The sequence below is a fragment of the Thermoclostridium caenicola genome (genome assembly GCF_900142095.1).
Lineage (GTDB): Bacteria > Bacillota > Clostridia > DSM-8532 > DSM-8532 > Thermoclostridium_A > Thermoclostridium_A caenicola.
In genome coordinates, this window is the sequence record NZ_FQZP01000002.1 from 86618 (window position 1) to 100026 (window position 13409).

8 protein-coding genes are annotated in these 13409 nt (G+C 53.3%); 2 read left to right on the top strand and 6 right to left on the bottom strand.

Annotated elements, in window-relative coordinates:
• Positions 1–23: 23 nt before the first annotated feature.
• Positions 24–4310: a 2-hydroxyacyl-CoA dehydratase gene (locus tag F3H12_RS01070; protein ID WP_149677486.1), complete on the bottom strand. Its 4287-nt coding sequence runs from the start codon at positions 4308–4310 to the stop codon at positions 24–26.
• A 243-nt stretch (positions 4311–4553) separates the two neighbouring features.
• Between F3H12_RS01070 and zwf the strand changes: the two genes are divergently transcribed.
• The gene (gene zwf, locus F3H12_RS01075; RefSeq protein WP_207706779.1) at positions 4554–6041 is read left to right on the top strand and encodes a glucose-6-phosphate dehydrogenase; all 1488 of its coding nucleotides are present in this window, start codon (positions 4554–4556) and stop codon (positions 6039–6041) included.
• 42 nt (positions 6042–6083) lie between these two features.
• Here zwf and F3H12_RS01080 read toward each other — a convergent pair whose 3' ends face one another.
• Positions 6084–6875: a hypothetical protein gene (locus F3H12_RS01080; RefSeq protein WP_149677487.1), complete on the bottom strand. Its 792-nt coding sequence runs from the start codon at positions 6873–6875 to the stop codon at positions 6084–6086.
• A gap of 320 nt (positions 6876–7195) precedes the next feature.
• On the opposite strand from F3H12_RS01080, the gene F3H12_RS01085 reads away from it, so the two are divergent.
• On the top strand, positions 7196–8086 hold the full coding sequence (locus F3H12_RS01085; protein ID WP_149677488.1) for a hypothetical protein: 891 nt from the start codon (positions 7196–7198) through the stop codon (positions 8084–8086).
• 53 nt (positions 8087–8139) lie between these two features.
• Here F3H12_RS01085 and mmsB read toward each other — a convergent pair whose 3' ends face one another.
• The 4 genes from mmsB to F3H12_RS01105 all read right to left on the bottom strand — a co-directional run bounded on the left by mmsB (position 8140) and on the right by F3H12_RS01105 (position 13354).
• Positions 8140–9315 carry a multiple monosaccharide ABC transporter permease gene (gene mmsB, locus F3H12_RS01090; RefSeq protein WP_149677489.1) on the bottom strand — a complete coding sequence of 392 codons (1176 nt, stop codon included), beginning with the start codon at positions 9313–9315 and terminating at the stop codon, positions 8140–8142.
• A 3-nt stretch (positions 9316–9318) separates the two neighbouring features.
• Positions 9319–10836 carry a multiple monosaccharide ABC transporter ATP-binding protein gene (gene mmsA / locus F3H12_RS01095; protein ID WP_149677548.1) on the bottom strand — a complete coding sequence of 506 codons (1518 nt, stop codon included), beginning with the start codon at positions 10834–10836 and terminating at the stop codon, positions 9319–9321.
• 159 nt (positions 10837–10995) lie between these two features.
• Positions 10996–12066 carry a multiple monosaccharide ABC transporter substrate-binding protein gene (gene chvE / locus F3H12_RS01100; protein ID WP_149677490.1) on the bottom strand — a complete coding sequence of 357 codons (1071 nt, stop codon included), beginning with the start codon at positions 12064–12066 and terminating at the stop codon, positions 10996–10998.
• Positions 12067–12280: 214 nt separating this feature from the next.
• The gene (locus tag F3H12_RS01105; RefSeq protein WP_243133156.1) at positions 12281–13354 is read right to left on the bottom strand and encodes a sugar ABC transporter substrate-binding protein; all 1074 of its coding nucleotides are present in this window, start codon (positions 13352–13354) and stop codon (positions 12281–12283) included.
• Between the last annotated feature and the right edge of the window lie 55 nt (positions 13355–13409).

A 13409-nucleotide genomic window follows, 5' to 3' on the forward strand; every position in this document is an offset into this window, starting at 1 on the left:
GTATCCTTTGCCGGAAGCCGTCGTTATACCATGCCGCTCGCCTTTTTGGCCTTGTGGCCGTATGGGCCCTGGACCGGGCGGTTGTCCGGTTTGCCATGCTGCAATTCCTCAAAAGCCCGGGACAGCATGAGCTTAATCCGGTTGAGCTGGTTCACTTCGCTGGCGCCGGGATCGTAGTCCACGGCCACGATATTGGTTCCGGGATAAACCCTTCTGAGTTCCTTGATCATGCCCTTGCCGGTGACGTGGTTGGGCAGGCAGGCAAAAGGCTGCATGCAGATAATATTCCTGACCCCTTTTTGAATCAGTTCCACCATCTCGCCTGTGAGAAGCCATCCTTCACCCGCCTGATGCCCGATGTCCAGCACGGTTTGAGCTCCCTTTGCGATGTTCTCAATGGTTTCAGGCTCATAGAAGCGTTCGCTGGCGGCAAGCGCTTCCCGGTAGGGTTTCCTGAACTGCTCGATGATCCGGATGGCGGCCTTGCCCAGAAGCTGCGCCGATTTTCTTCCGGAAAGGTACCTGTACTTGTAATCCTGGTTATAGGCGCAGTACAGGAGAAAATCCGTCAGGCCCGGCACGACGGCCTCCGCTCCTTCTTCCTCCACTGTCCTGACCACGTTGTTGTTGGCCGTCGGATGGAACTTGACCAGTATTTCACCCACCAGGCCCACCTTGGGCTTGACGTCATTGACGATCTCCAGCCGGTCGAACTCTTCCACGATGCTTTCGATATTGCGTCTGAATTCGGCATAATCAGCCCGTGCCAATGAACGCTTGCAGATTTCAGTCCATTTTTCATAGAGGGCGTTGGCCGACCCCTTGATCTTCTCGTAGGGTCTTACCCGGTACAGGACATTCATCAGCAGATCACCATAAACAAGGCCCATGGCAGCCCGCTTCAGAAGCCCGTAGGAAAGCTTGAGCCCGGGATTCTTCTCCATGCCGTTGGCATTGAGGGAAATGACGGGAACATGACCAAAACCGGCATCCTTAAGGGCTTTCCTGAGAAATGCGATGTAGTTGGTCGCCCGGCAGCATCCTCCGGTCTGGGTGATCATGACGCTGGTATTGCTCGTATCATAGGCTCCCGACTTCAGGGCTTTGATGATCTGGCCGACGACAAGGATGGAAGGATAGCAGGCATCGTTATTGACATATTTCAAACCCTCATCGATGGCCTGGTGGTCAATGGCGGGGAGCACCACTACCCTGTAGCCCGACAGGTTGAAGGCTTCTTCCAGGAACTGAAAATGAATCGGGGACATTTCGGGAGCCAGGATGGTATGCTTTTCCCTGTGTTCCGGCAGGAACGGCACCTTGACGAACCTGGCAGATCCTTCGGGCCTGGCGGTCTGCCTCTTCTCCCTTTCCAGGATGGCGGCCTTCAGGGAACGCAGCCTGATCCTTGCGGCTCCCAGGTTGTTGACCTCATCGATCTTGAGCACGGTATACAGCTTTCCGTGGGCATTCAGGATCTCCTGAACCTGGTCGGTGGTGACGGCGTCCAGTCCGCATCCGAAGGAATTCAGCTGCACCAGTTCCAGATCCTTTTGGGTCGCTACAAAGGATGCCGCCGCATACAGCCTGGAATGATACGCCCACTGATCCACCACCCTCAGCGGCCTTTCTACCCTGCCAAGATGAGCTAACGAATCCTCGGTGAAGACCGCCATGCCCAATGCATTGATCAGCTCGGGAATCCCGTGGTTGATCTGGGGATCGAGGTGATAGGGCCTGCCGGCAAGTACGATCCCCTTCACGCCTGCTTCCCGGATCTGCTGAAGCGCTTCCTCCCCTGCCTTCCGTATCTCTTTCCTGAAGGATTCCTGCTCACGGTACGCCTTTTCCACGCTTTTGGCGATCTCCTGCCTGCTGATGCCGAAAGGCGAGAGTTCCCGGAAAAGTCTCCTCATCAGCCTCCTCTTGTTGTCATAGGGCAAAAAGGGCTTCATATAAAGGATATTTCTTTCCCTCAGCGCATCCGCATTGTTCTTGATGACCTCAGGATAGGAAGAGACTATGGGGCAGTTGAAATGGTTGTCCGCATCCTTTTGCTCCCGGTTTTCCTTCACGATGCAAGGATAAAAGATGAAACCGACGCCCTTGTCCACCAGGTCCATGATATGCCCGTGGACCATTTTGGCCGGATAGCATACAGACTCCGACGGAATGGTCTCCATCCCCTTATTGTACAGCTCAGGTGTTGACCGTTCCGACAGTTCCACCCGGAAGCCCAGTTCAGTGAAGAAGGTAAACCAGAAGGGATAATTTTCATAGATGTTCAGGGCCCTGGGAATGCCTACCACTCCCCGGCGCGCTTCGGAAAGGGGCAAGGGCTTGTAGCTGAAAAGCCTGTTGTACTTATAGGCAAACAAGTTGGGAAGTTTGCTGTCCCCGGCATCCTTTCCGGAACCCCTCTCGCACCGGTTGCCGGATATGAACCGTTCGCCGTTCCCGAAATCATGGATGGTCAAAAGACATCTGTTGGCACAATGCCGGCATCGCGTGATGCGGCTGGACAAATGGAAGGCATCCAGTTCCCCGGCCTTTGCCATCTGCGACCGGGCGCCTTCCCGATACCTTTCCCTGGCGATGAGGGCCGCACCGTATGCGCCCATGATCCCGGCAATATCGGGGCGTATGGCCTCTTTCCCCGTAATCAGTTCAAAGCATCTGAGCACCGCATCATTATGGAAGGTGCCGCCCTGAACGACTATCCTTTCCCCGAGTTCCTCCGGGTTCTTCAGCTTGATGACCTTGAACAGGGCATTTTTGATGATGGAATAGGACAAGCCCGCCGAAATATCTCCGAGACTTGCGCCTTCCTTCTGGGCCTGCTTGACCCGGGAATTCATGAAGACCGTACACCTTGATCCCAGATCCACCGGGCTCTCGGCCAGCAGCGCTTCCCTGGAGAAGGCATCGACATCCATATCAAGGGATCCGGCAAAGGTGTCCAGAAACGATCCGCAGCCCGACGAGCAGGCTTCGTTGAGCAGGATGCTCTCAATATTGCCATCCTTCACCTTCAGGCATTTCATATCCTGCCCGCCGATATCCAGGATGAAATCAACACCGGGGCAGAAATGCTCCGCAGCCTTGTAATGGGCAATGGTTTCAATCTCGCCCGTGTCAATCCTGAGGGCAGCCTTCAGCAACGCTTCCCCATAGCCGGTAACCGCCGACCAGGCGATCTCCTTTCCGGCCGGGAGCTGGCGGTACATGGCTTTCAGAGCCTTTATGGTGGATTCCAGCGGACTACCCTCATTGCTGCCGTAATGGGTGTACAGGAGCGCGCCATCCTCGTCGATGAGGGCTATTTTTGTGGTGGTGGAACCCGCATCGATCCCCAGGAACCATTTCCCGACGGCATCTTCGGGCTTGCGCCTCAATACCTTGTGGGCGTCATGGCGTTTTTTGAAAGCCTCATATTCCTGCCTGTTTTTGAAAAGGGCAGGCAGACGGCTGGTTTCCGTAAAGACCTTTCCTGCGTTCCGGTCAAGCCTGTCCAACAGAGCCTTAAACCTTACCGGTTGCTGGTTGGAAGCGGAAAGAGCGGCACCGATGGCCACAAACAACTGGGCATGCTCGGGGATGACGACCTGCTCCTCTGCCAGTGCCAGAGTCTCCACAAAACGTTTCCTGAGTTCGGGCAGGAAATGCAAAGGTCCCCCCAGGAAAGCGATTCTGCCCCGTATGGGCCTTCCGCATGCCAGGCCGCTGATGGTCTGGATCACAACGGCCTGGAATATGGAAGCGGCAATATCGTTCCTGTCGGCACCCTCGTTCAGAAGCGTCTGGACATCGGTTTTTGCAAACACGCCGCACCGCGCCGCTATGGGATAAATCACCTTATGATGCCGGGCCATCTCGTTAAGCCCGGCTGCGTCCACCTTGAGCAGGGAGGCCATCTGATCGATGAATGCGCCCGTCCCGCCGGCGCAGGTACCGTTCATCCTCTGCTCCAGGCCTCCGCTGAAATAGGTTATCTTGGCATCCTCTCCGCCAAGTTCGATGGCTACATCGGTTTCAGGGTGGAAGGCCTCGATAGCCCTGGCTGCGGCTATGACTTCCTGGGTAAACGGGACCTCCATCTGCCTGGCGCAGTTCATTCCACCCGAACCGGTTATGCTTAAGGTCACTTCGGCGTTCCCAATCAGGCGGCTGATATCAGTAAAGATATCCCTCAGCTTGTTCCCTATGTCGGCATAATGCCTCTCATATCGGCTGAAAACCATTGCACCGGTGTGGTCAAGGATAACCACCTTGATGGTGGTCGAGCCAATATCAACGCCTATACGATACATAACCGAACCGACCTCACCTGTAATATCTATTCATATTCGTCATCTATTATAATACAAACGAAAAAAGTATTTAAGAAGTCCAGCCTTTTGGAAAACCGGCCCATTCTGCCCAAACCATGTTATAAAAATAACGCAAATGGTCTCCCTGCCTGCCGGGTGATATAATGGGGTTAAGGTATTCCCATCACGGATGAAGACCGCATATTGCGGGCATACTGTCCAGTGCTGGCAGGAGGTTGGCAGATGATGGAAAGCATTCGTATTCCCTGCATTTTCACCATATTCGGCGGAACCGGCGATCTGACGCACAGGAAGCTGATTCCGGCCATATACAACTTGACCTTGGAAGGATTGCTGCATCCCGGGATGATGATTGTGGGCGTGGGAAGGCGACCCCTGAGCACAGAGGAGTACCGGGATAATCTCCTGGCGTCGGTCATGAAGCATTCCCGGTTTCCCCTCAGGACCGATATCTGGGACAGGCTCAAGGAAAGGATCCATTATTTCAGAATGAACCTGTCCGAATCCGAGGATTTTTCCTCTCTGAAGAACTGGCTGGACGAACTGGACAGGACAGCGGGCACCCAGGGAAACAGGCTGTTCTACCTGTCGGTAGCCCCCACCCTCTTTGAGCCCATCGTCCTGAACCTGCACAGGTTCGGCATGGTGACCAACCAGGGTGCCTGGCAGCGGGTCATGATCGAAAAGCCTTTCGGCAGAGATCTCAAATCTGCCGCCTATCTCAATCAGGTCATTGAAAGCGTTTTCCCGCCGGAGAACATCTTCCGGATCGATCATTACCTGGGCAAGGAAATGCTCAGGAACCTGATGGTGATACGCTTCGGCAACGCACTGTTTGAAAGCATTTGGAACAGCCGTTATATCGAGAATATCCAGATCACCGCCGGTGAGACGGTGGGGGTGGAAACCCGGGCAGGCTACTATGAGCATTCCGGCGCCCTCAGGGACATGCTGCAGAGTCACCTGCTCCAGCTTCTTGCCCTGGTGGCCATGGAACCTCCCATCAGCCTGGATGCCAAATCCATCAGGGATGAAAAGGTGAAATTCTTAAGGAGCCTTCTGAAAATGGACGACGAGCTTCTCAGGAGCCATATTGTCCGCGGGCAGTATGGGCCAGGCATCATGAACGGCCAGACCGTCAGGGGATACCGGCAGGAAAAGGGAATCCATCCCGCATCCAACACCGAAACCTTCATCGCCATGAGAATCCTGGCAGGCAATTTCCGCTGGGGAGGCATGCCTTTTTATCTCCGGACAGGCAAGCGCATGCCCAAGAAATCAACCTATGTGGTCATGGAGTTCAAATCCATGCCGGAAATCCTGTACTTCAAGGAGTACAAAGGCATGCAGCCAAACCTGCTTGAGATACACATACAGCCCAAGGAAGGCATTTCCCTGCAGTTCAATGCCAAAAAGCCAGGATCCGGAAATGAAATCACCACCGTCACGATGGACTATTGCCAGAACTGCGACTACGAAAGCAATTCGCCCGAGAGTTACGAGCGCCTGATAGCCGATGCGCTGCGCAACGATCAGACCCTTTTTGCAAGCTGGGAGGAGATCGAAGCCTCCTGGAGCTTTGTGGATAATATCACCAGGTATTGGGACAAGGAAGCGGTTGACTTTCCCAATTACGCACCCGGGACCTGGGGGCCGCCCGCATCCGACGAGCTTCTGGCCAGGTACGGGCATCATTGGTGGAATTTATGACAGGTATTCAGAGGCCCTGGAGCATGCTTCAGGGCCTGCAACTTATACTTCTTCCGAAGAGCGACGGACGCCCGGCACCGCCGATACGCTTCCGGTCTTGGGTTCCGTCGGGAAATTCGCCACAGACTCCGGGGCATGGGTCGTAACCGGCGGGCTGACAACGGGAGCAATTGTCGGCTTTCTCTTCATGATAAGGCAGATGATGAAGATGGCCCCCGCAAGGAGCAGGATCCAGTATGGAAATCCGCCTCCACCCTTCTTGAATACCACAAGCGCCGTCTCGCCGCTGAAATAAGCCACATTGCTTTTTTGGATCTCTGCGCCGCCGGTGAGGTATTGAATATCTCCCGGAACGATGATGGTCAGCTTAATAATGCCGTATGACTCCTGTTCAAATCCGGGAGTATAAACCACATACAGATCTTCCGGGATATCTTTTTCGTTCACGGCCCTGCCCTTTTTGTCAACCAGGCCGTCCAACCCGATGCCATCCTTCATCCGGTAATGCCGGACCGTCCCGAAGAAGGAGCCATCGCCCATGTCGTTGATATTGGAAATGGAAAGGAGTGCCGTTATGATCCCCTTTTCCTTATCTTCCTTTATGCTTTTCAGTATGGCCACGTTCTTGCCTGCTCTCTGATTCTGCTTTTCAACGATTTCCTTTATGGTTTTTTCCACTTCGCTTTTGGACAACAGGCCAGACGTATCAATCGTGTAGGTGATATCGCAGGAACCGTTACCGTTGACCCGCATTTCCACAGCGATGCACCCTGAGAGCATGGCAGTCATCAGTATAACGGACAGAATGGTCATGAACCTTTTAGACTTTTTCATGAGCAGATCCTCCCGGAATCAAATCATTTCATTGAACCCAGCCGGTGGTTATCCTGCCGCTTGTTAACATATTACCATATTGATCCATCTGTTTGCCATCGGGAACCAATAACTCTATCAAATTTCCAAAGGTCTTTAATATGAAAACCGAATCCTGCAATGCGGCAAACTGCGCAAGCGTTCCGGGCCGTCCATTTTCAAAGGGCGTCTTCATGCATAAATGCAATCAACAAGGTGACACTAACAAATGTCCCGATTGACACGGCATGCTTGCCTGCAGCCCATGCCCCGTACATGGCAGACATGGAGGAGTGACCATCATGAAGCCATCCAATGGATTATTTCATAGAACCATCCTGATAACGGCAGCATTGTGCCTGTTCCTTACGTCATGCGGAAACAATAAGGAGGAAGAAAGCAAGAAAAAGGAACAGCAGGAACAGGAGAAAGCCATAAAAGCCCTTGAAGAGATAGAGGCCCTGAACGAAACCATCATTCAGCTTTTGGACGGCCCGTCAAATCCGGGAAAGAGTGAAGGCAAGAAGCAGCATGATCAACAGCAGGGGCAGCAACAAGGTCAGCAGCAGTCACAGGGTCAACAGCAAGGACAACAGCAGAGCGGTCAACAAGGCCAGCCGCAGGAGCAGGGTCAGCAACAAGGCAATGAAAAACAGATGGAAAAGCCCCAGGATAAGATTTGGGATGAAGTCAACAAGAATATCATTGAGCTTCATTCCTTGTTCAACGAATACATCCCTGTAGCGGCCAAGCTGGGGGCAAGCGCCGATCTAAGCGTCAACGCCAACAATACCCTCAACCAGCTGACCAAAATGGCTGAGACCAGAAACCACAACGAGGTGCTGAATGAGGCCAACAACCTCCATAAGGCCATTTGCGACTATTTTGTCCTGCACCAGGACAAAAGAGCGCCTGCCAAACTCCTCCTGTTCCATGCACGGCGGGTCATGCTGGCCTCCAGGCTGGGGGACTGGCAGACCGCTGACGCAGCCGCCAATGCGATGAAAGAACTTTGGAACACTCAGAAGACCGCTTATGGCGATGAGCAGAAGGACGCTGTCGCCATGCTGGACCTTTCGGTTTCAAACCTTGTGGGCGTCGTGGCTGAGCAAAACCAGAACCTGGTAGCCATAAAAGGGCTTATCGTCCTCCAGAATATCGCCGAACTGGAAAAAAGCCTTGAAGAAAAATAAAGGCGCCGGAAACTTCCGGCCGCCTTTAGTGGGGATTTGGGGCTACATATGGATTATGTCCTGGATTTCCTCTTTGAGATAACGTCAAATGCAACGGCGACAAGGAGTACCAGGCCCTTAATGGTCATCTGCATATCGATGCCCACACCCATGATGCTCATACCGTTGTTCAGTACGCCCATGACCAGGGCTCCGATAATGGCGCCGATTACCGTTCCCACGCCGCCGTAGGCGGATGCGCCGCCGATGAAGCAGGCTGCAATGGCATCCAGCTCAAAGTTCTGGCCCGCCACAGGAGAGGCCGAGTTGATGCGCGAGGAGAAGCTGATTCCGGCAATTGCCGCCAGGACGGACATGTTCACATAGGTGAAGAACAGCACCTTGTTGGTGTTGATGCCCGAAAGCTGCGCAGCCTTCTCATTGCCGCCCATGGCATAGATATAGCGCCCGGGAACGGTTTTTTGCGTAAACACGGTATAGCCAAACACCAGTGTGCCGATGATGACGAAGATAATGGGAATACCTTTGTATGCGGCCAGCCAGTAAGCCAGAAGCATGATGCCGCCTACAACCACGACGCACTGGATGATAAAGAACAGGAAGTGCGTATTCTCAAAGCCATATCCGGCGCGTTCCTTGCGCTTTTTGAGGGCCATGAAGACATACAGCAGGGACAGGACCACACCCACCACAATGGTGGTCACATTGAAGCCTGCACCGAAGAAATTCAGGAAGTCCGGAATGAATCCGCCGCTGATCATCTGGTATTCCTTGGGATACGGCGCCAGAGTGAGTCCCTGCAGGATGGTGTTGGTGAGCCCCCTGAATATCAGCATGCCGGCCAGTGTGACGATGAACGCCGGAATCCGGATATAGGCAATCCAGAATCCCTGCCAGAGCCCGATGATAAACCCTATTCCCAGCGTGATCAGAAGCGCCGGAAGCATGGGCATTTTCATATTGATCATCAGGGTTCCCGAAATCGCGCCGACAAACGCACACACAGAGCCCACAGAAAGGTCGATATTGCCTCCCGTCAGGATGCAGAGCGTCATACCGATGGCCAGAATCAGCACATAGCTGTTCTGGAGAACGAGGTTCGTCACGTTCATGGGGTAGAGGAGCACTCCGTTGGTGGCGATTTGGAAGAAGATCATGATGACCACGAGCGCGATAAGCATGGCATATTGTCGCATGTTGTTCTTAATGGTTGTGCCTATTTTCTCCATGAGTCACACTACCTCCCTGTTACTCTGCATAATGCATTTCATAATGCTTTCCGAAGAGGCTTCCTCCCGGCTGAGTTCTCCCACGATGCGCCCCTCGTTCATCACATAGATCCTGTCGCACATGCCCAGGATTTCGGGGAGCTCGGATGAGATAAAGATAATGGATTTTCCTTCATCGGCCAGCTGGTTGATGATGGTGTAGATCTCGTACTTGGCGCCCACGTCGATGCCCCTGGTGGGTTCGTCCAGGATCAGGACGTCGGGCCGGGCAAATATCCACTTGCTAAGGACCACCTTCTGCTGGTTTCCGCCCGATAGATTGCCCGTTTTCTGCAGAATGCTGGACGATTTGATAGCCAGCTTGGAGCGGTATTCCTCGGCCACCATGATCTCCTTGTTCTCATCAATAAACATCCGCCTGCTGATCTTTTTCAGGCTGGGCAGCGTGATATTGTGCCGGATATCGTCAATCAGGATAAGGCCGGCGTTTTTCCGGTCCTCGGTAAGGTAAGCTATGCCATGCTCGATGGCCTGGCGGACCGAGTTAAGCTCCACCGGCTTTCCGTCCTTGATGATCTGCCCCGAGATACGGCTGCCGTAAGCCTTGCCGAAAACGCTCATGGCAAACTCGGTTCTTCCGGCTCCCATCAGTCCGGATATGCCGACAATCTCGCCTTTGCGAACCTTGATGCTGACGTCCTTGATCACTTTCCTGTCGGGGATCACCGGATGGTATACCGTCCAGTTCCTGACCTCGAAGGCCACTTCCCCGACCTTCGGCTCCCTCTTTGGGAAACGGTTGACCATGGTTCGTCCGACCATACCCTTGATAATCCGATCCTCGTCAATGACATCCGTACCGACCTTGAGGGTTTCAATGGTTGCCCCGTCCCTCAGGATGGTGATGGAATCAGCCACCCGCATGACCTCGTTGAGCTTGTGGGAGATCAGGATGCAGGTAATGCCATCGCTTTTCAGCTGCAGGATCAGTTCCAGCAGGTTGTTGGAATCCTCCTCGTTCAATGCAGCCGTCGGTTCGTCCAGGATCAGGAGCTTGACCTTTTTGGCCAGGGCCTTGGCGATTTCAACCAGCTGCTGTTTTCCCACGCCGATATCCTTAATCAGGGTGTGGGAACTTTCGTTCAACTTCACCCTTTTGAGTAGTTCCCTGGCCTCCATGTGGGTCCTGTTCCAGTCGATAAAACCACGCTTATGGCGCTCATTTCCCAGGAACAGGTTTTCCCCGATAGACAGGTAGGGCTCAAGGGCCAGTTCCTGATGGATGATGGCGATGCCCATTCTCTCGCTGTCCTTGATATCCCTGAAGGCGCAAACCTTTCCTTCAAAGATGATCTCACCGCTGTAAGTGCCATGTGGATAGATGCCGCTGAGGACATTCATCAGAGTGGATTTCCCTGCCCCGTTCTCACCGACCAGGGCATGGATCTCGCCGGCTTCAACCTTGAAATTCACATTGTCAAGGGCTTTGACGCCGGGAAAGACCTTCGTGATATTCCGCATCTCCAGGATTGTTCCCAAGTCCTCTCCTCCCCCTGTCCTTTTATAAATCAGAAAAGTCCCTTCGACTCTTTACGAATAGGAAAAACGGGTTTGGAGGCGGCAAAACCGAAGTCCTGCCGTCTCCAAACCGGACACCCGTCAGGGTGCCCGGCAAGCCTGTTATTGGATGTCAGCCTCGGTGTAGTACCCGCTGTCGATGAGGAGCTGCTTGTAGTTGTTCTTGTCCGCGAAAACAGGCTCGCAAAGGTAGGAGGGAACAATCTTCACGCCGTTGTTATAGGTTTTGGTGTCGTTGACCGGAGCCTCCTTGCCCTGGAGCAGTGCGTCAACCATCTCAACAACCTTTGCGGCAAGAGTTCTGGTATCCTTGAAGACCGACATGGACTGCTTGCCTTCAATCATGGCCTTCACATTGGGCTTGTCACAGTCCTGACCGGTGATGACGGGATAGGGCTTGTCAGCTGTGCCGTAGCCGTTGCTGTCAAGTGAAGCGATGATACCGATGGCAAGGCTGTCGTTGGGAGACAGGACGGCATCCAGTTTTTCTCCGCCGGAGTAGAATGCCGTGATCAGGTTATCCATCCTGGCCTGCGCTTTAGCGGAGTCCCAACCCTGGATAGCGATCTTGGTAAATTCGGTCTGCCCACTGGGAATTCTGAGCTGCCCATTGTCTATGTACTTCTGAAGGACGCTCATCGCACCGTCATTGAAGAAGTAGGCGTTGTTGTCATCGGGGGATCCGGCGAACAGCTCGATGTTGTAGGGGCCTTTTCCGTCCTTCAGGCCAAGGGCTTCTTCGATATATGATCCCTGAAGCACACCAACCTTGAAGTTGTCAAAGGTAGCATAGTAGTCCACGTGTTCAGACTGCATGATGAGGCGGTCATAAGCGATAACCTTAACCTTGGCATCGGCAGCCTTCTTGAGCACATCAGTAAGGGCTGAACCGTCGATGGAAGCGATAACGAGAACCTTGCAGCCCTTGGTGATCATGTTCTCAATCTGCTGGATCTGCATATTGACGTCATTGTTGGCATACTGGAGATCTACCTGGTAGCCCTTTGCTTCCAGCTGTTTCTTCATGTTTTCGCCATCCTGATTCCATCTCTGGAGAGACTGGGTCGGCATGGCCACGCCGATAAGATTGCCTCCGCCCTGACCGCAACCCGTCATGGCGAACATGCTGATAAGCAGGGTCAGAATAAGAACCAGTGACAGTTTCCTTCTCATGATTGACTCCTCCATTCCAATGTATTAGGCCTTAAACCTGTTTACATTGTATATGGAGGAGCCTTCGAACTCACTGGACTGAATTAAGGAAATGCTGTACCTTTTTAAACCCGTCTTTCGGTTTTGCAGAGCAATGGGTAAAATCTTAAGATTAAAAATTTCCTGTTATATTACTGCCGGGACAACACGCAGCGCCTTCCCTTATGCTCAGGTCCTAAGGGATTTGCGGCCACTTCTCCCTTGGCACATTGATAAAAATATCCTCCAGGCGGTGAAAGCCGTCCTTGATGATGGTATCCATCATATTATCCTTTGTCACCGCGATTGGGTCAAGTCTGAGATAGGGCACCTGAAAGGTTCCGTCAAAAATGGTTTCCTCCACCTTCAGGTCTTCCCCCTGGACCATCCTGATCGCCGCTTCAGCCGCTGCCTTGGCAATCTTGTCTATGGGCTTGTAGACGGTCATCAGCTGCGTGCCTTCCACAACCCGCTGGCAGGCGGAAAGGTCCGCATCCTGGCCAACCACGGCCACTTCTCCTGCCAGCCTTTTTTCCGAAAGGGCCTCAATGGCTGCATGGGCCAGCGTATCGTTGGCCGCGATGATAGCGTGGATATCGGCACCTTCTTCCAGAATCTGCTCCACATAGCTGAAGGCTTCTTCATATGCCCAGTCGCGGGCAGAAGTTTCGTAGATTATTTTGATATCGCCCTTGTTGACAGGTTCACGAAGCACGTTCATATATCCCTGGTATAACATGAAGCTGTTGTAGTCGGTGGGCGCTCCCTTGATGATCATGTAATTACCCTTGGGAACCTTTTCTAAAAGGGCTTTGGCCTTGAGCTCCCCGACCTTTACATTGTCAAAGGAGATATACAGATCCGCCCCGGCGTTCCTGATCAGGCGATCATAGCAAATCACCCTGATGCCGGCCCTTTTGGCCAGTCTTACCGATTCGGCGCTTGCCTCGGCATCATGGGGGGTGATCACCAGGATGTCGATACCCTGCTCGATCAGGTATCTGACCTGCTTCATCTGCTCTTCATTGTCATTATTGGCGTTCTGAATGAGCACCTCGGCGCCGAGCTCCTTGGCCCGTGCCACAAAGATATCCCTGTCCCTCAGCCAGCGTTCCTGGACGGTCGATCCCATGGAGTAGCCGATCTTGATGGATGCTCCCTGCTCCTTTCCGGATGGCGGCGATGGGATCCCCTTTTCCGCCGAACACCCGGAAAACGCCAGCAGGCTCAGGCAAAGCATGGCCAGCGCAGTCCTGATAAACCGCTTCACAAACAATAAAGTCACCCCCTCATTCCTCAAGAAGCGCAATGCGCGCCATGATTCA